15 protein-coding genes are annotated in these 19,868 nt (G+C 51.1%); 7 read left to right on the top strand and 8 right to left on the bottom strand.

All coding sequences use genetic code 11. From position 1 onward, the window contains the following. The 7 genes from LBJ36_11720 to LBJ36_11690 all read left to right on the top strand — a co-directional run. A partial coding sequence (locus LBJ36_11720; GenBank protein MDR1379700.1) for a hypothetical protein occupies positions 1-192 on the top strand: 192 nt, incomplete at its 5' end. A 47-nt stretch (positions 193-239) separates the two neighbouring features. Further along, positions 240-1,757, top strand: coding sequence for a sugar ABC transporter ATP-binding protein (locus LBJ36_11715; protein MDR1379699.1), 1,518 nt, complete (start codon positions 240-242; stop codon positions 1,755-1,757). Positions 1,758-1,790: 33 nt separating this feature from the next. Next, entirely contained in the window at positions 1,791-2,768 is a 978-nt protein-coding gene (locus LBJ36_11710; protein MDR1379698.1) for an ABC transporter permease, read from the top strand. A 140-nt stretch (positions 2,769-2,908) separates the two neighbouring features. Then, positions 2,909-3,886 carry a substrate-binding domain-containing protein gene (locus LBJ36_11705; GenBank protein ID MDR1379697.1) on the top strand — a complete coding sequence of 326 codons (978 nt, stop codon included), beginning with the start codon at positions 2,909-2,911 and terminating at the stop codon, positions 3,884-3,886. 673 nt (positions 3,887-4,559) lie between these two features. Continuing rightward, positions 4,560-6,479, top strand: coding sequence for an ABC-F family ATP-binding cassette domain-containing protein (locus LBJ36_11700; GenBank protein ID MDR1379696.1), 1,920 nt, complete (start codon positions 4,560-4,562; stop codon positions 6,477-6,479). Between the two features lie 888 nt (positions 6,480-7,367). Further along, positions 7,368-8,426, top strand: a complete 1,059-nt coding sequence (locus tag LBJ36_11695) for a response regulator (protein MDR1379695.1) — start codon at positions 7,368-7,370, stop codon at positions 8,424-8,426. A gap of 72 nt (positions 8,427-8,498) precedes the next feature. Next, the gene (locus LBJ36_11690) at positions 8,499-11,711 is read left to right on the top strand and encodes a cache domain-containing protein (protein ID MDR1379694.1); all 3,213 of its coding nucleotides are present in this window, start codon (positions 8,499-8,501) and stop codon (positions 11,709-11,711) included. Between the two features lie 51 nt (positions 11,712-11,762). On the opposite strand, the gene argC is transcribed toward LBJ36_11690, so the two are convergent. The 8 genes from argC to LBJ36_11650 all read right to left on the bottom strand — a co-directional run. Then, the gene (argC, locus tag LBJ36_11685; GenBank protein ID MDR1379693.1) at positions 11,763-12,803 is read right to left on the bottom strand and encodes an N-acetyl-gamma-glutamyl-phosphate reductase; all 1,041 of its coding nucleotides are present in this window, start codon (positions 12,801-12,803) and stop codon (positions 11,763-11,765) included. After that, on the bottom strand, positions 12,797-13,711 hold the full coding sequence (gene lysX / locus LBJ36_11680; protein MDR1379692.1) for a lysine biosynthesis protein LysX: 915 nt from the start codon (positions 13,709-13,711) through the stop codon (positions 12,797-12,799). The genes argC and lysX overlap by 7 nt, the downstream gene beginning before the upstream one ends. Then, on the bottom strand, positions 13,712-13,879 hold the full coding sequence (lysW, locus tag LBJ36_11675) for a lysine biosynthesis protein LysW (protein ID MDR1379691.1): 168 nt from the start codon (positions 13,877-13,879) through the stop codon (positions 13,712-13,714). Positions 13,880-14,390: 511 nt separating this feature from the next. Beyond that, on the bottom strand, positions 14,391-15,677 hold the full coding sequence (locus LBJ36_11670; protein ID MDR1379690.1) for a TRAP transporter large permease: 1,287 nt from the start codon (positions 15,675-15,677) through the stop codon (positions 14,391-14,393). A 93-nt stretch (positions 15,678-15,770) separates the two neighbouring features. Beyond that, positions 15,771-16,361, bottom strand: a complete 591-nt coding sequence (locus tag LBJ36_11665; protein ID MDR1379689.1) for a TRAP transporter small permease — start codon at positions 16,359-16,361, stop codon at positions 15,771-15,773. A gap of 159 nt (positions 16,362-16,520) precedes the next feature. Beyond that, positions 16,521-17,546, bottom strand: a complete 1,026-nt coding sequence (locus tag LBJ36_11660) for a TRAP transporter substrate-binding protein (GenBank protein MDR1379688.1) — start codon at positions 17,544-17,546, stop codon at positions 16,521-16,523. A 95-nt stretch (positions 17,547-17,641) separates the two neighbouring features. Then, positions 17,642-18,922, bottom strand: a complete 1,281-nt coding sequence (locus tag LBJ36_11655; protein ID MDR1379687.1) for an ArgE/DapE family deacylase — start codon at positions 18,920-18,922, stop codon at positions 17,642-17,644. A gap of 214 nt (positions 18,923-19,136) precedes the next feature. After that, the coding region (locus LBJ36_11650) for a hypothetical protein (protein MDR1379686.1) at positions 19,137-19,868 on the bottom strand (732 nt) is incomplete at its 5' end.

Genomic DNA, 19,868 nt, shown 5'->3' with positions numbered 1-19,868 from the left:
GAGTTTAACATGAAAGTAGACATATGGCAAGAAACCAAATACAAAACAAACGCCGCCAACGACGGCGTTGCGATTCTCATCTGTTCTCGTCCGTTCTCATCCGATCTCGTCCGGTCTCGTCTATTCTCGTCCATTTTCATCCATTCTCATACAATGGCTGAAGCCGTTGGCTTTCTCATTGCTTTATCGTAAAATTGTAGCGCACGTAAAAATACAAATCACGAGAGGAGAGCGCCCCATTGAAAGGTGTCCTCGAGTTTCGGGCGATATCGAAGTACTTTCCGGGAGTCAAAGCGTTGGATAACGTGAGCTTCAAGGCATGTGGCGGAGAGGTGCTGGCGTTTCTTGGCGAAAACGGCGCCGGCAAATCCACGCTTCTCAAGATACTGAACGGGGACTACCAGCCCGACGGTGGAGAATACTTGCTCAACGAAAAAGAAACGCGTTTTCGCGCCCCCAACGAGGCTATCGAGGCCGGGGTCAACGTGATCTACCAGGAGCGTCAAGTGCTCATGGAACTCAGCGTCGCCGAAAACATCTATCTCGGCAGAATGCCCTCCAACTTTCTCGGTATCATCGACGTCAAAAAGGCAAACAGAATGGCCGCGCATATCATCGAGGACTTTGGATTGCCTATTGATCCGAACACGAAGGTGAAAGACCTCAGTGTTGCCTACCAACAAATGGTCGAAATCATGAAAGCCTACAGCCGGGACGAGATGAAGGTGATCTGTTTCGACGAACCGACCGCGAGCCTCTCGGATTCCGAAATCGAGAGCCTTTTCAGCATCATCCGCAAACTCAAAGGCGAGGGCATGATTATCATTTACGTCTCCCATCGGATGAGCGAGATCCGGGAGATAGCAGACAAAGTAGCGATCTTTAAGGACGGGCGATTCGTAAGCATGGAGGACGCGAAGACCACTTCCGAGGGCGACCTGATCCGCAAAATGGTGGGGCGCGACCTGGGCGACATCTTCAACTCTCTGGATCGCCGCAAGGAGATTGGAGACGTCTTACTGGAAACGCGCCATATCACCTCGGATTACGTGGACGATATTTCGTTTGCCTTGCGCAAGGGAGAGGTGCTGGGGTTTTCCGGGCTGGTGGGTGCGGGGCGCACCGAGGTCATGCGCGCCATCATAGGGGCGGACGACATTCAATCGGGAGAGGTGTTTCTCGAAGGGAGTCCCATAAGAAACCGATCCCCCCGCGAGGCGATCAATAACGGTATCGTGCTGGTTCCGGAGGACCGTAAGACTCAGGGTATCCTGGCTAATCTGGATGTATCGGGCAATATCAACATAGCCTTGATGGATCGCAACTCCAATGGACTCGGCGTATTGGACGTCTCCAAGGAGGCAGCCGCCGCCCAAAAGGGCATTGACGATTTTCGCATAAAAACCCCGTCGCCCTTCAAAAAAATAGTGGAACTGTCGGGAGGAAACCAGCAAAAATGCGTCGTGGCGAGAGCGATGGCGACTAACCCGAAAGTTTTGATACTGGACGAGCCCACGAAGGGCATAGACGTCGGGGCGAAATTCGAGTTTTATCAGATGATATGTCGTTTTGCCAAGGAAGGGTTGGGGGTGATCCTCGTATCTTCCGAACTCCCTGAGGTCATCGGGCTCTCCGATCGGGTCATCGTGATGAAGGGTCGCAGGATAGCTGGCGAGGTAGCCCGCGAGGACGCGACGGAAGACCGGCTGTTGGCGCTCAGTATGCCAGGCCAGGAGCATAGTCCCTGGACTCGTTAAGGGTAGGCCTCAGATCAGAAAGGAGATTTATGAGTGAACAGAATCAAAAGACTCGTTAGCGGCGACAAACTGATACTCATGGTTGCGATCGTCGTCGTGTTTGTCCTTTTTACTTCACTCAACCGCAACTTTTTTTCATGGACCAACGTGACCAACATTCTGGTGGCGACGTCTCTCGTGGGGCTTGTGGCGATAGGGGAGACGTACCTGGTGATAGCTGGACACGTCGATCTTTCGCCCGGTTCCCTTGTGGCGTTTTCGGGAGTGCTCGCCGCTCTGCTAGTCAACAAGGGCGTGAATTTTTATCTTGCGCTGGCCGTGACGCTGCTTGCGGGGGCCGCGGTCGGGCTGATGAACTCGCTGATGAGCAGCAAGATAAAGTTGGAGCCCTTCATCGCCACACTCGTTACCCAGTCTATCGTGCGCGGATTCGCGTATATCCTGTGCGGGGGGAAACCGGTGGCCATTAGCGACGCGACCTTTTTACAGGTTAACCGGATACGGTTTCTGAACATTCCTCTGGCTGTTTGGATCATGATCCTCGCTTTCGCCCTGTTCGGATTCATTTTGGCCAGGACGAAATTCGGGCGGAGCGTCTATGCGGTGGGGGGCAACAAAGACGCGGCCAGGCTGGCGGGATTGAACCCACAGCGCATCATGCTGACCTGTTACGTTACGATGGGCGTCATCTGCGCAGTAGGGGGAGTAGTGTTCGCCGCGCGAATGAACTCCGGCCAGCCCGCGGCCAACGTGAATCTGGAATTCGACGCTATCACCGCGGTGATCCTTGGTGGGGTCTCGTTCACTGGGGGGGTCGGCAATATGGGAGGGACGATTCTGGGAGTCTTCCTAATTCAGTCTTTCAACACCGGGCTTACGATGGTGAATGTGCAGTCCTTCTGGCAACTTGTCGCAAAAGGAGGTCTTCTGCTTTTTGCCCTGACGTCGGATTATATTCGTAAGGCAAACCGGGAAAAAAAGCTCCTGTCGGTAAGCAAAAGAAACAGTTGAGAAAGGGAGAGGAGAAGGAGAGAAGAGGGAGAGGGAGAGAAAAAAAGGGATTCTCAAGGGCCCAAGGCCCTTGAGCAGGGTTTGGGGCAGAGCCCCAAGTTCGAGGCGTTTAAGTTCACTATATTTTAGGAGGGATTGTTGTGAAGAGATTCTTTTCTGTGCTGTTGGTCGCGCTGTTTTTGACGGGAGTTTTGGCGGGATGTTCGATGGCGGCTTCAAAAGGCGTCATTTACGGCATCTACAAGGCCGGGGATCAGACATGGTTCATTGACGAGGGCGCGGCGGCTCAAAAGACCGTAGAGGCTGCCGGATACGATTTCATTTTTGTGGACGCGAAGATGAGCCCGGAAGAATATCTGAAGGCCATCGACAACGCGATAGCCAATAACGCTCTCGGAGTCGTGACCTGCATTCCTGATCAAACGATGTCTCAGGCGGCGGTGGACAAACTGAAAGAAGTGAAGATTCCCGTGGTGGCGGCTGATGACGCATTGGAGATGGGCGGAACGAAGATCGCCCCATGGGTTGGCATAAACGCCTACGTCATAGGAGAAGCGAACGGGGAATGGCTTGCCAATTACGCGATAAAGAATAATCTTGTGGAAAACCCCGAAGTTGGTCTGTTGATCATCACCATGGACACGGTTTCGAGCTGCGTTCCCCGCGCCCAGGGAGAACATGCGAAGTTTACCGAGTTGGCGCCCGCCTTCGACAAGAGCCGCATATTTTTCGCTGATTACGATGGAACCACTGAAAGAGGCAACGTCGTGTCCGCGGCAGTGTTCACCGCTCACCCGGAGATCAAGACCTGGCTCGTGACAGGAGCCAATGAGGAGGGAACCGTCGGGGCGACCCGCGCATTGGAAAGCGCCGGTTTGGACAAGAACGCCTGTGTGGTGGGGCTCGGCGCGTACATGGCCAAGGACGAATTCCGCAAACCCGGCGGCTCGGCCATGAAGGCAGCGTCCTATTTCTCGTCGGACGCGGTGGGAACCGGCTCGATTCAAGTACTGTTGGACCTCATCGGAGGTAAGGATGTACCTCAGGAGACGGCAGTCGACGCGATCATGGTCACGCCGGAGAATTTCGAAGCGGTCATGGGCGACGCGGCGAAATAACCAGATTTCGGAGGATTGATAGCTAGGATTGATAGCTAGGATTCATAGCTAAGATTCATAGCAATCTTTGTGACTTTTTTGTGGCTTTGTGGACTGCGGAATCGTGAGCGGAGCTGATGCCTTTAAAGCTCCGGATCTCGACGTAAGTTTGCGTGGGCAGCGCGGTCATGGTGGGTTTAGCGGCGGATGGTTCTGAAGGTGTTCGCAAGGTTTTTGAGGGAATCAATGAAGAACTGAGGACGATCATGAGCTTCACAAATTCGACGAATTAAGGGACATTGAATTGAGGGACATTGAATTAAGGGACATAGACCCGTCGTTAATCTGGCGCTGAGTATTGACTGTTTCAGAGGGGGCGGCTCCGCCCCCCTGTGCCTGAACTTCAAAACGCAAATTTAGAGTACGTTGAGTATATGTTGTGGTGCAGATCGGTGATACAATAGAGACTAATGTCCCGGAGGGTTTTAAGCCGAAGGAATGGTTACGGAGCGGTGGTTTTTTGATCATCGGTTTTTAGTTGTTGGTTTTTGATCATTGGTTTTTGATCATCGGTTTGTTGTTTTTACCGTCGGAACATCGAACAGTCGCGTTGCTAACCGCACATATAAGTTATGAGTAGGTATTAGTACGCTAAAAGGATTGAATTGACCTGATAGACATCAAAGGGCTTCATTTGGCTTTCGGAGAAAAGATTCTCTTCGACGGTATTGATTGGTTGATTACGGATCGTGAGCGCGCCGGACTCGTCGGAAACAATGGAACGGGAAAAACGACGCTTTTGCGCGTCTTGACACAGGAACTGGATCCTGACGGGGGGACGGTAGAACGCTCCAAGAATTTGACGGTGGGCTATCTGCCTCAAGACCTGGTAGAGCTGGAGGACGTGCCGGTCTTGGAATATCTGAAACGGCGCGTGGGGCTCGCCGAGGTTGAGGAATGCTTGCGCCGAACGGAGCAAATGTTGGCGGACGCCGACCCTCGTTCAAAAACCCTTGCGCCTCTTTTGGGAGAGCACCAAAGGCTGGAACGTCGATTCGAGATCCTAGATGGCTTCGAGTTTGAAAACACGGCGCGCAAAACGCTTCGTGGCCTGGGGTTCAAAATGGAGGACGCAGAGCGTAATTGCGCGGAATTTTCCGGTGGCTGGAAGATGCGCATTGCCTTGGCCGCGTTGCTATTGGCGCGCCCGGATCTGTTGCTTCTGGATGAGCCCACAAACCATTTGGACACGGAAAGCATGGAATGGCTGGAAAACTGGCTGCGCGACCATCGGGGCGCTGTTGTGGCTGTGTCTCATGATCGCCGTTTTTTGGACAACATGATGGAACGGATCGTGGAGCTGGCAAAAGGCAAGCTGATGCTTTACCCTTGGAACTACGAGCGCTACGTAGTGGAAAAAGAAAGTGCTCGGGAGCGATTGGAAAAAACGATTCAAGAACAGAAGGGCCGCATCGAAAAGATGGAGCACTTCATCTCCCGGTTCCGCTACAAGTCCTCGAAGGCGACCCAAGTCCAGAGCCGCATCAAACAGCTCGAAAAAATGGAGGTCTATGAACTCGATGACCCCTCGAAAACCATTCGCTTCCATATTCCAGAAGCCCCAGAAAGCGGTTGGCGGGTGCTCTCTGTCAAAAATCTTTCTAAAAACTACGGCGGCTTGGAGGTTTTCAGTGGATTGGACTTCACGATCAACCGTGGAGAAAGAGTGGCTCTGGTGGGAGTGAACGGAGCGGGGAAATCCACCTTACTTCGGCTTTTGAGCGGTGTGGACGAGCCCTCGAAGGGGGAGATTCGCTTTGGTCATAAGGTCATCCACGCCTTTTACTCCCAGGAAAGCGCCCTGAACGTGAACTACTCCCACACGGTTTGGGAAGAGGCACGACAGGCCTCCTCCAAGCTGACCGAGGCGGGTAAACGCACGCTTCTGGGGTCGTTTCTCTTTTCAAGGGAGGACATTCACAAGTTGGTCTCTGTCCTTTCAGGAGGGGAGAAGGCGCGTCTCGCCCTTTTCAAACTGATGCTGGCGGAGTCCAATGTTCTGATTCTGGACGAACCCACCAATCATCTGGACATGATCACCAAAGACCTATTTCAGCGGGCATTGTTACAGTATGGGGGCACGCTTTTGATCGTCTCCCACGACCGCCACTTCCTCGACGACCTGGCGGACCGAGTGTTGGAAATCCGTGACGGGCGACTATTCGACTACCCCGGCAATTACTCCTGGTTTTTAGAGAAACGAGAGGAGCTCTTGAAAAAACAGGAATTTCCCGCGGATTCTGTGGAGAATAGGCCCACGGGGCATAGAACACGCGAGGAGAAAAAACGAGAGGGCCTCGACCGTGAGCGCCTCGCCCAAAAGACACGAGAGGTCAAAAAAGAACTGAAGTCTCTGGAATCTTGTATCGAAGAACTGGAGAACCGCAGGAACGAAATTGACATTCTTTTGTGCGACTCCGGCACCTTGGCCGATTCCACCCGCGTTCAGTCCCTCATGAAAGAGCGAAGAGAATTGGAGCAAAAATTGACGAAAAGCTACGCGAAATGGGAGGAGCTTATCCTTCTGATGGAAAATGAAAAGTATGGAAAATGAAAAGTGCTGGGTGGATGGACGTGTCCGAGATGCGAGGCGGAACACGACTGGGATATCAATCGGGATATCAATCGGGATATCAATGCGGCTGTAAATATTCTCAGAGTGGGGGCATCCACTCTTAAGAGTGGGAGCATCTACTCTTAAAGGAGAAGACGTAAGACCGGTTTCAGTCGGCTGTCTTTGTCGATCTTAGAATCCCATGACTTTAGTCGTGGGAGTATGTCAAGGTCCTTGTACGTTTACCTTTAAATTTTTATGCTCACGTGTTCCAATTCCGTTTCGTCTTCCGCTTCGTTAACTAAAACTAGATCCACCTCTCTCCCTCTCTCCCTGTCGTCGCGCAAGTTCCACTGCCATTGACTATCATGAAGAAAATTTGAGGTATATATGTATTATATGTGTAATACTCATTTAATACTTAATTTAATAATTCATTAAGGAACTCTCTGGATATAAAAATAGAGATAATTTATATTTTATAAGTCAATAATAATTGCTAATAAAATATATTGCGCATATTTTATATAATATAATATCTTATATTTACAAGTTTTATATAAAATTTTAATATAAAAATATAGATTTGAGATAGACGTAATGCGTACCGAGTGTTATATTGAGCGTGCTGGGAGTTCGCGTACAAGAGGTCAAGAGCAATATATCGGAAAATGGCGATTATGTGGATTCAGCAACCTGACGATATCGCTCATTATACGGCAATGTTTTTTCGCTGCTAATAGACTAGATTATTGACATTGGATTGTAGTTGGGTTGTAGCGCGAGTGTGAAAAGATTATGAAATAGTTTTGCGTCAAATTAGGGTTCATACTAAAAACTATGACGCTTATGAATCCATACCGTTCTTGCTTTCGGGGGGACTGAATTGTGAAACAAATCTTAGTGGTGGACGATAATCTATCTAATTTGAAACAGATCAATATGCAGCTTTGCGATAGTTATAAAGTAACGCTTGCCAAATCGGGCGCGCAGGCGCTGCAAATCTGTTCGAGCGAGATGCCCGATCTGATCCTATTAGACATTCAAATGCCGGAGATGGACGGATTCCAAACCATCGAGAAGATCAAAGAGAACATCATCATGTGTAACATTCCCGTTATTTTTTTGACGGCCAATCACGACACGACGACAGAGATAAACGCGCTTAAATCTGGGGCCGTGGACTTTGTGACAAAACCCATCGAAAAGAGCATTTTGCTTCACAGAATAAAACTTCACTTACAGATTGCCGGGTATAGTCGTGATCTTGAAAACACAGTGAAAACCCTCGAAGACGGTCTCGTGATGTCTTTTTCCGATTTGATCGAGTGGAGAGACGGGAATACGGGAGGGCACGTGGTGCGCACCAGTCGCTACGTCGAACTGCTGGGTCGAGAACTCCAGAAAAGAGGCGTGTTTGCGGATGAGCTCACGGATAAAGCTCTGGAGATGATTGTACGCGCCACCCCGCTTCATGACGTGGGGAAAATCGGCGTCAGCGACGTCATCCTCCTAAAACCAACGATGTTGAATGACGAAGAGTTCATGTTGATGAAACAGCACACAAAGATCGGGGCCGACATACTCCGCAACATGTACCAGCGCACACCGACGCAACATTATCTCCAATACGCGATCATGATAGCTGAGAGTCATCATGAAAGATACGATGGGACGGGCTATCCGCAGGGTCTGAAAGGAGAAGAAATTCCCCTTTGCGCCAGAATCATGTCGGTAGCGGATGTTTATGATGCTCTGGTGGACACTCGAATCTATAAAAAAGCAATGACTCATGAGGACGCGTGCCGCATTATCTACGCCAGCATGGGAATGCAATTTGATCCGTGGGTTGTCGAAGCGTTTCAATCCATTCATGAACAATTCAACGAAGCGGCTCAAGCGAGTCTGAACTCGGAGAGAGGCGCAAAAATCTCTTGCTTGCCATGATTTTACCGCGGCAGCGGGTTTATCATACCAAACGAATACTGGACGCTTCGGGAAACAGCGAGGTGATCTGGCGTGCCGGCGGATACTCGAACGCCGCACGAATTTTTGTCTGACGAGGGGAAAAAATTGACCAAATTAAAGATAGGCGGCAGAGTTTTCCTGGTGACTTTCATCTTGATGTTGGCTGGAGTCACGGTGGCTTCGATGATCAGCAGTTTTGTGTTCATTGAGGCGATGCGTGACGAGATGGATTTCACGCTTTCCGCCACTACGTCCGCCTTGGGCGGAGAATTGAACATGACGTTCGACAACATGAGAACGAGGATTTTCGGTCAGACCTTGATTGACATGGAAGAGATGACCGAACTCATCGAGCAAAATGACCTTCAAGAACTGGACAAACGAATGAGGATGTATTTGAGGTTGTCCGGATTCGACACCCTCACTCTCACGGACGCGAGAGGCGTGGTCCTCTGCCGCCCCCACACGCCGAACCTCATTGGCGACAACATTTCGAACAAAGGATACGTCCAGCCAACCCTGCGCGGCCAAGAAGCTCAGGTCATCGAAAAAGGGACCACGATAGAGCTCGGATTCTTTTATGGAATGCCGATCATGAAGGGCGATAAAATTATAGGTTCGTTGGTAGCCGGGATCAATGCCGAAAATGCGGCTTTTATAGACTACCTTGCCGATATCTATCGGGCCGAGGTGACGTTTTTTTATGGCGATCAAAGGATCAACACGACCCTCAGAAAGAATGGGCAACGTATCGTCGGAACGAAAACCACTCCCGCCGTGGTGGAGGCCGTGTTGAACAAAGGTGAGTCGTACTACGGAACGTTGACACTGGAAAATGGAAATAGGCTCCGCACCCTCTACAAGCCATTCATATTCAATGAAAAGAGAGTGGGAATTTTGGCGGCGGGGGTATCCACTCACTTTCTTGAATACACCATCTGGACAGCTGTGCGCCGCGTCACGGGCTCGGCGGTGGTCTTTCTACTCCTGGCTATGGGGGCTTCTTACGTATTCGCCAAGAACATCACAAGGCTCTCCTCGGAAAAAACCAAACAGGAGATCTTCCTCAACTTGCTCATGAAAAATACCCCGGACGCCATTCTCATCCTCGATACAGACGAAAACCTCATTGATTGTTCCGATGTTTTTTTATGCCGCTCGTGGGGTGATAAGCCTAAAAAGGCCGGGAGCGGAACGTTTTCTCAGGTTATGGAAAATCTTTTAAACGCCGAGGAGATCGAGCAACTGAGAAAAATCTTCGCGGAGGCTATGAGAGATAAAAAAAGCATCTCCTTGGATAAAGTCATCGATTTTCACCAGGAGGATGTCCTCCGTAGCTACACTGTCCGTTTTTCGCCCATATTTGATACCGATGGCGCGACGCTGGGGTGCGTGATCATGTTTCACGATCTGACGGACCTCCAAATGGCCCAACACGCCGAGGCCGCGCTGCAAGCAAAAAGCGTCTTTCTCGCCAACATCAGCCACGAGATCCGCACGCCCCTCAACGCGGTGATTGGCCTGAGCTCGATAGAACTGCGTAACACCCTGCCGCAGGAGACCCATGAAAACTTAGAGAAAATATACCGGTCCAGCGGCACGCTGCTTAACATCATCAATGACATTCTGGACATATCGAAGATCGAATCCGGGAAATTTGAAATCATCCCAGCCGAATACGACTTCGCGAACATGATCAGCGACACGCTTCACCTGAATATCGTCCGTCTCGCATCCAAGCCCGTTACATTTGAACCCCATGTGGACGACACTATCCCGACCCGGTTGTACGGCGACGAACTGAGAGTGAAGCAAATCCTCAACAACATTCTCTCCAACGCCTTCAAGTACACCCAAAAAGGGAAAGTGACGCTGGATATCTCTTGGGAACGGAGAGAAAACGACGCCTTCTTCTCGTTTTCGGTGACGGATACGGGCATCGGCATCAAAAAAGAGGATATCGGGAAGCTTTTTTTGGAATACAATCAGTTGAACACCAAGGCGCACCACAAAATCGAGGGGACCGGCCTGGGGCTCTCCATCTGCAAGAATCTCGTTGACATGATGGGTGGCTTGGTGGAGGTGGAGAGCGAGTATGGGAAAGGAAGCCGTTTTACGGTCAGGATCTGTCAAGGAATTGTCGATTTCACTCCGATCGGTCAGGAGACGGCTCTAAATCTGAAAACCTTCCGTCTGATAGAACATCGTGGGTTGAAAGAACTGGTGCGCACCCCCATGCCTTATGGCAAGGTATTGTTAGTGGACGACGTGGTTACCAATTTAGACGTCGCGAAGGGGCTTATGGCGCCTTACGGTTTGACGATCCATTGCGCGACCGACGGCAGGCAGGCAATAGAGCTTGTCCAAGAGGGCAAAAATAGATATGACGTGATTTTCATGGATCACATGATGCCTGGGATGGACGGAACTGAGGTAGTGCGCGTCATCCGGGAGGAAATCGGCACCGAATACGCGAAAACGGTGCCAATTATCGCTTTGACGGCTAATGCGACCGTTGGAAACGAGGCTATGTTTTTGAAAAGCGGATTTCAAGCGTATCTTCCCAAACCCATTGACGTAATGCTTCTGGACGCCTTGCTGAACGAGTGGATTCGCGACAAGCGAGACCAAGAGGCGCAGGAGGCGCAAAAAGCGCAAGAACCAAAGACGAGAGCCGAAGCCGATCTTTGGATCGAGGGCCTGAGTATTGAGGGCCTGAACGCGGCGGCGGGCTGTTTGCGTTTCGGCGGTGAGAATGCCTATAAGGAGATTCTGCGTTCCTACGCGCTCTATACTCCCGAACTGCTGGATAAGCTGCGCCAGGTCGACGAAGAAACCCTACCGGATTACGTGATCGCGGTGCATGGTCTGAAGGGATCGAGCTATGGAATTTGCGCCGAGAAAATCGGCAAGATGGCCGAGGCACTCGAGTTAGCGGCGAAAAACGGGGATATCGCGACAGTAAAGGCAAAGAACGGCGATTTATTGCGAGAGATAGAGTCACTGTTTTCGGATCTCCGTTTCTTGTGTGAAATGTCGAGTGAAGACGAAATAGAGAGCATCGAGAGGAGAAGCGCGCCCGATGCGTCGCTTTTGATGGAATTGCGCCAACACTGCGCCCATTATGACTTGGCGGGCATGGAGAGAATATTATCGGAGCTGGAGAGATACACCTACGAATCCCAGGGCGAGCTAGTGGAATGGCTTAGGAAACAGGTGGACGATCTAGAGTATGAACGAATTCTTGAACGTCTTGGAACTTGAACGTCTTGGAAACAGATAAAATCCAATCAAGCGGGATACGCGGGTTTCTTGTCAAGCGGGATACACGGGTTTCATGGTTAATCCCGCCGTCTCTTCCAGACCCAACATCAGGTTAGCACATTGAACGGCCGTTCCGGCCGCGCCTTTCATCAAGTTGTCGATAGCGGAGACCACCAATAAACGCTCGCCGTCCTCGTGGAGAGAAAAACCCACCAGCGCGCGGTTGCTACCCAGGACGAGCCGTGGGTCGGGCAGACGCAAATGGGGAGGACGGGCGGGAGAGAGGGACCAGAAAGGTTGTGTCCCTATTCCAGCGCGGTAGGCCTTCCATAGTTCCGGCTCTTTCACCTTCCGGGACAGATGTACCTGGGCCAACATCTGGACACCACGCACGACGGGAGCGGCGGTCATAGTCATGGTAAAGGCCGACGTGGCAAGGCCGCATTCTTGTACGACCTCGGCCAAGTGCCGATGGCGGAAAGGCTCGTACACCCGCAGCGTTCGATCGCGGTAAGGATGGTGCCCTCCCTGGGACGGGGCTGCCCCCGCCTCGGAGGAGCCTACCCGAAGTTCCATACGTACTTCGGCCACTAAGCCCGCCTTGGTCAAAGGAGCCAAGCCGAGAATCGCACAGGTAGCGTTACATCCCACCCCACTAGATAGCGACGTGCCCCTCAACTCTTCCCGGTGCAGCTCAGGCAGGCCATATACCGCTTCTTTCATTAGTTCTGGTGCAGGATGTTCCTGTCCGTACCATTCCTTGTACATTTCCATATCTTTCAATCGAACGTCGGCGGAGAGGTCCGCCACTTTTAAGCCTCGCCCGCGACATTCCTTAATGGTACTCCAGGAGGCTTTGTGGGGGAGGGCCAGAAAAGCGACATCCGCCTCTATCGACAGCGCCTCATCGGGGGTGACGAAGGTCATCTCCGGAAAGTCCGCCCTCAGATGAGGGTGTATTGTCCAAATCGGTTGGGTGGCCTTGCTGCGGGAAACGGCAGCGGCCAGTTCCATGCGAGGGTGCCCCGCTAGAAGCCGTAAGACCTCGCCTCCGGCCATCCCGTTCGCGCCCCAAACCAATGCTTTCAGCATGACGTAGCATCTCCCCCTGGTTCTTGTTTCCTAGAGTCGAGCAATTTCACCGCGTATTCCACCATCAGCTTTCCCACGTCTATCCCCGTGGCAGCAACGGAGCCATGAAACTCCGGCTGACCATTGACCTCGTTGATCACCCAGGTGTTTTCCATTTTCGCGTTTTCTAATTTAAAGACGTCCACAGCCAAAAAATCTCCGCCGATGGCCTTTGCCGTCCGGTTTAGGAGATTCTCCAGCTCTTCGTTCATGGGATAGAGTTCAGGTTTGGCGCCTCGGGCGGTATTCGTGATCCAGTGTTCGCTGGAGCGTTTCATCAGTGTGACGGTCTTGCCACCAATCATCACGGCTCGCAGGTCGAACCCTCTCTTCTCCACATATTCCTGGATGAAAAAGACGGAGTGAGCCGGTCCCATGTGGGCCTTGTGCTCGACAATCGCCTCGCAGGCCTCTCGGTCGGAAATTTTTGCTAAAAGGCGTCCCCAACTACCCACGGCGGGCTTGAACACCACCGGGTAACCCAGGGATTCCGCAGCCTTCACCGCGCCTTCCGAGAACGTCGCCACACGCCAAGCGGGCTGAGGAATGTTGTCCTTGTCCAGCAGGGCAGCCGTGGCGATCTTGTCTCCGCACAAGAGCAATGCCCTCGACGGGTTGATGACCCGAACGCCCCGGCTCTCCAACAGTTGGGTCAAAGCCACATTCTGGGTCTGCGAAACACAACGACAAAGAACGACGTCGTGGGGCGCCACGTTTTCAAAATCATCGGGCCATACGAGGTCACCCACGTCGCGAAAATCCACACTGGCCTCCAGGAACTCAGTCCCTAAGGATTCAGCGGCTTTGAGAAGGGCTTTTTCTTCCACGCGCAAACGGGAGTAAAAGATATGAAGCGTTCCCGCGCCCATCTATTCGCCCCAATCTTCCTGCACTTCGGGAGCTTCTTCCAAGGTTAGGGGAGAAAGCGACGTCACTTCAAGTTCCACTCCACAGTCAGCACAGGTCAGAAGCTCTCCCATGACCGCGTTGGCCACGGTCACATCCGCGTCGCACACAGGGCACTTAACATTAGCCATCAATACATCCCGATCCTTTCATTTCAACGTACTAATATCTACGCATAACGAGTAGATACGTTTCACATAGTATTTTTTTGGCTATAAAGCCAAAGAAAAAGCTGAACCTCGCAAAGCTCGAAGAAATATTCCGACAGACTCCAGAGTCGATCAGCAATCACCTTGTAGAAATTATATATACTGACCTCCCAATTGGCGCTCTTTTAAAACGAGCTCTTTATAGCGCTTGGAAATAATAAACCATAGTTGTTTTTATGTCAAGGAATGAATTGAAGTTAATAAATTTTATCTACAATTATCCACAAATTACCATTTTAAAGTCTTTTTTTAAAGTCTCTTTTTGAAGTCTTTTTTGGGAAGTCTTTTTTGGGAGGCAATGTAGAATATAGATGCTGTTGCCGGAGCGGCGTTTCGGCAGCGGCGAAGGTCACTCGCATCGCTCGTGAGGCTTGGAGGAATAGCGAGGAATAGCAAGGATATTTTATTTCAGTTCAAGGATATTTTATTTCAGTTATTTGAGTAATAGCCGTGGCAGAAAGAGCGCCGTCTCTGGAAGGTAAGTGACGAGCATCAATACGGCGACAAGCGCAAGCAAAGATGTCACCAGCCAATTTTTCATCTCTCCCAATGTGACATCGCCGATGCGCACGGCCACGAAAAGGTTCACCCCTACAGGCGGAGTGCACATGCCGATGACGAGGTTGACGACCATGACACAACCGAAGTGAACCGGATCCACGCCCAGGGGTGTCACCACCGACAGAAGAAGCGGGGTGAGGATGATGATAGCGGCCAGGGTCTCCATAACGCACCCCACCAGCAAGAGGAAGATATTGATGAGCAGAAGGATAACGTATTTATTGGAGGACAGGGATAAAATGTAGCTGGCTATCGTCGTGGGGATCTGCTCAATGGTGAGAAGACGGCCAAACGCGGCGGAGCCGCACGCGATAATGGAAATGGAGCCGATGGTGATGCAGGTGGGCTTGAATATTTTGAACAAGTCCTTGATCTTGATCTCCCGATAGATGAAAATGCTGACGATGAGTCCATAGTCCACAGCAACGATGGCTGCTTCCGTGGGCGTGAAGATGCCGCCGTAGATTCCGCCCAAGATAACCACGGGCACCATGAGTGCCCAAAAGGGGCTGTCGCGCCAGCCTTTGGATTCCTCCACTTTCCAGTCGAACTTGCCGCCGAAATTGTACCTTTTGGCGCAAAAGACGACATAAATACAAAGCACGAGAGCCATCAAAAGGCCGGGGATGACACCCGACATGAAAAGAGACGTGATGGATTGCTGCGCCACGACGCCGTACATGATGAAGCACAGGCTGGGTGGAATGACGGGCCCCAAGGCCCCCGCTGCAGCAACGATAGATGCTGAAAAACCTTTATTATAGCCGTCTTTCGCCATAGCGGGGAGCATAATGCCCCCGATCGCGGCGGCTGTAGCGGGGCCGGAACCGGAAATCGCGGCGAAAATCGCGCAGGCGATCACCGTGACGACGCCTAGCGCTCCAGGAAGTTTGCGCAGCCACCTCATGCAAAACGCAACGAGCCGGCGGGATATGCCCCCTACCATCATGATGTCGCCCGCCAGGATGAAAAACGGCAAGGCGAGAAGAGACGTGAAATCCAACGCGCTCGCGAAAGATTGCACGACAAGATCCATGATGGCGCTGTTTCCCGTTTGCAGCATGCAGATCAGAGCATATCCTACCGACGCGACACCCAGCGACATAGCGATGGGAATATTGAAAAACAGCGCGATGACAAACAGAGCCGAGACTAGCATAAGACATGACCTCCTGATTCGTTGAAGATTTATTGAAGAGATTTATTTATTGATGAGATTTATTGGAGAGATTGATTTATTGGAGAGATTGATTTATTGAAGAGATTTATCGACGGAGCTGTCCGTCTGGTGAAGGGTATCTTGTTCGATGTTTTTCCGCGTCGCTTTGATGGCTTCGTCCGCCTCGTCCACTTCTTTGATGTCGTCGCCCAAGTAGAAAAGCGCGATCATGCGTTGTACGCAACGGATGATGATGAGGGCGTGGCTGATGGGCACGATAGAATACACGATGTACATGGGGAGCTGTAAACCCAAAGAGACGTTGCCCATTTTAATATTGCGTTTCAACATGGTTATGCCGAACGCCACAATGAGAACACAGTAGCAAATCAATATGATCATCCCCAGCCCCACGAATTTGGGACGCCACTTCTTCGGGAAGACTGCCATAACCGCTTCGATCTTGATGTGGGCGTTGTGTAGCAACGCAAGGCTCACGGTGATTAGTGTAAACCAGATGTAGGTGTAACGGGATAGTTCCTCGCTCCAGGTGTTGCCCGTGGAAAACACGAAACGCGCGACGACTTGATAGGTCATCAGAAAAAGCATCACAAACAGGAAAAAAATGCCTATGTACTCTTCTATTCTGTTGTACCAAGCATTCACGTCAACAACGCTTCTCAAAAAACGTTCTCCCCATTTGAGGCCGCCTGCGGTGCTATTAACGCTGGTAGTGGCCGTTTCTTTCACGCTCCCTCACTTCTTTCCATAAACTTTGCTAGGCACTTAACCGCTCAGACGGGAATTGAGTAGAAAGGACATGAACAGCTAGGAACTCTTGAACTATTTCCGCTGGGCCCTGTAGTCGGCAAGCAATTTCTGAGCGTACTCCATAACCTCCTTGCTGGCTAAATCCACCTTCTCCGTCAGAATGTAAGCGGATGCGTCCTTGAAAGCCTGCAACTCCTCTGGAGAGTATTCTCTGACCGTCATGAGAGATTTCAGCTTCTCCATGGTATCGATGGATTCCTGAGCCCTGAGTTCGCGCATTCTCGCGTCGTACTGGGCCATACCCGCGTCAAAAATCATCTTCAGATCTTCCGGTAGAGAGCTATAGAAAATATCACTGACCATAGTCATATGGACGATGGCGAAGGGATTTATCATGCCGATGACCTTCTGGACCTCGTAGTATCTCTCCGTGAGCCAGTTGGGGAAGTTGGTAGTAACTCCGTCCACCGTGCCCTGCTGCATGGCGGTGTAGGTCTCGCCATAAGCAATGGGGGTACCGACCGCGCCGAAGGCTTTCATGATCTCCATATACATGTCGGAATTGAGAATCCGGATCTTTTTACCCTTGAGGTCGGCCGGGCTGTCCAGTGGCTCCGCCTTCAAGCTGATGGGGCACCAGCCGCCGTTGACCGAGGACATGATGCGGATGCCTGCTTTAACCGCCAGTTTGTCCGACAGGAATTTACCGAGGCCATTGTCCAGCGCGTAGTACAATTCCTCACTGCTCTGGAAAAGATAGGGATAGTCGAAGATCTTAAAGTCAGGAATGTTGCCGGAACCCGCCAGGACGGCCGTCGGTGCCGCGGCGACCTGCACGATGTTGGCCATGATCTTTTCCGCGTCTTCGGCGTTGGAATTGGAAAGCTGACGGTTGGGATAGATTGTGACTTTGAAGCGCCCGGCGCTTTCTTTTTCAAGATAGTCCTTCAGCTCCAGATATGCCGTGTGAATGACATCTATCTCAGGCACAATGTGGGAAATTTTGACCTCGAAAACGCTTGGAGCGGCGAAAGCAACCGAACTCGTCGGCAACGCGCACGCCAGGACCACAAACATCAGAACAAGAACTTTTTTCATAACGATCTGTCTCCCTTAAAATTTAAGATACATATATATCATGCCGCATATTCTTATTCATATTTTTATTCATATTCTTATTCTTGTGCATATTCTTATTCTTGATAGGCACACCAGTCCAAAAGAGTGACGGCTATAACCTGACACGTCGTCACTAAATCCTCTATATCGACGTACTCGTCCGTTTGGTGTGCCATGTTCTGCGGGCCGGGGCCGAAATCGACGGTTGGAGTGCCGCCGAACTGAATTAGAGTCCCCGAGTCCGAACACGCGAACATGCCCGCGACCTCCACTGACGTTCCACGTACTTGTTTGCAGGCCTCCCGCAACGTATCGACGAAAGCGTGATCCTCCGGCACGCAGCCGCTGTTCCAACGGCTTTTGTAGTAGCTGATCTCAGGCATGTGGTCCCGCAACCAGGGATCCGCCTTGGCCACGGAATAAATGGCCTCCTCCAATTCCGTCTGGACGTCTTCCAGTTTCTCGAAAGGCGATAGGCCCACCCGTCCCTCCAGAGTCACTTCCGCTGGAACAATAGCTGGCCATGTGCCGCCCTCGATCTTGTTGACTCCGGCGCAAAAGGGAACGGGCGACCCGTTATAGATGGGAACGGCGCCAAAAAGACGGAGTCTCCGTTCCTCCTCCAGGCTCCGGACGCGCTCGATGATGGGGATTGCCTTATACAAGGCGTTGACGCCGGTATAGGCGACGCCGCCGTGAGCCGATTTGCCGAACACCTTGATTTTGAACCACGTGCTACCGGTGGTGGCTACGGTCACTTTCAAGCTCACGGGTTCGGTGCAGATGGCGGCATCGGCCCTGTATCCTCGGTCGATCAACGAGAGCACGCCAGTAGAGCCGCATTCCTCGTCGATGGTGCTCAAGATTGTGACGTTGCCCTCAAGCTGGATACCCATTTCTCTGATAACCTTCACCGCTGTATAGTGCGCGGCCGTGCCTCCTTTCATGTCCACCGCCCCGCGACCGTACAGTTTGCCGTCTTGCGCAACGGGGTCCCAGGGGCTATGCGTCCACTGCCCCAAGCCGGGATCCACAACATCCATATGACCACACAAAATGAGCGATCTTCCGCTTTTGCCGCTTTTAGTTCCCTTCAAGACGCCCGCCACCACGGGGCTTCCGGCGAACGTTTCCCTTTCCGATACAAAAGCCGGGTGCTTTCTCATCTTTTCTATGTCCGGCTCAAAAATTTCCACTTCCGCGCCCAAATCTCGAAGTTTATCCGCGTAAAAACACTGTGCGTCCGCCTCGTTGCCTTTGGTAGAGGGAAAGCGAATCAGGTCCCGAGCCAGCGCGACGATTTCGTCTTTGCGAGCGGCAATCGTATCCTTTAACTTCTGCTTGACCTGTTCCATTCGGGAAAAAAATCCTCCTTTGTTATTAGCTGCTGTTATTATCTGCACTGGAACAGGGTTTCCATTCGATCTGCTGTTGGTCTCCCGTGCGAACACGGTAGCACTGCTTTAAGTTTTCGTCGCTCTCGACATAATAACGGCAGTTGCCGCAGCCTACGATCAGGCAAGATATCACCTTGTCGCCTTTCTTGCGCTGTTTGAGCTTGAACGTTTATTAAAATGTTTTCGTGTCTGGTAATTTAATCCACTCTCCGAATATTTCATTGTATGAATCGGGGTAAAATAAAATGTAGCCACCTGTGGGATAGAATGTCAGCTCACCAATATAAATTTTGTCAAGAATGTTGTATAAATCCACACGCAAAAACGGCACTCCCTGAGACAGGATTTCGGCGATTTTTATCATCTCGGTCAAAACTTCGGGTCGGAGAATGATATGATTCGGGTCATTAGGGTATTCTATCTGTAACGGAACAAAATTCCAGTCCGGTGTGTAAACATTAATCTTGAGTTCAATAGATCGATCAAACGTAACATATAGGATGCGAACCTTTCCATTGAAGCAGAAAAATTTATAATCGTTGATGTTATAACCCAAGTATTCTTCAGCGAAGATGCAGGGCTTTATATCTCTGTATACATACTCCCTCCCGCGTGTGTAATAATTCTTCGCCAAACTTTTTGCGAGTTTCTTTCTGGCGGCTTTGGCGTCGAATTTCGATTTATCGGGAACAAGTACGACTGTTCCGCTGTCGTGATTGGTCTTGAGCACAAAAGAATCGGGTAAATTCGAAAAATCGATTGCGTCGAAACAGTCCCATTTACCATACACCGCAGGTAAAAAACTGTCGGGATATTCGTAACCTCTCTCACTCAATTCACGACAAATCCACTCCCTCGCGGCGTATTTGTCTGCCATTTGCGTATATCCGGGCTTACGGTTGTA

Source organism: Synergistaceae bacterium, from assembly GCA_031267575.1.
Classification (GTDB): Bacteria; Synergistota; Synergistia; order Synergistales; family Aminobacteriaceae; genus JAIRYN01.
This window is presented reverse-complemented; position numbering and strand designations above follow the sequence as displayed.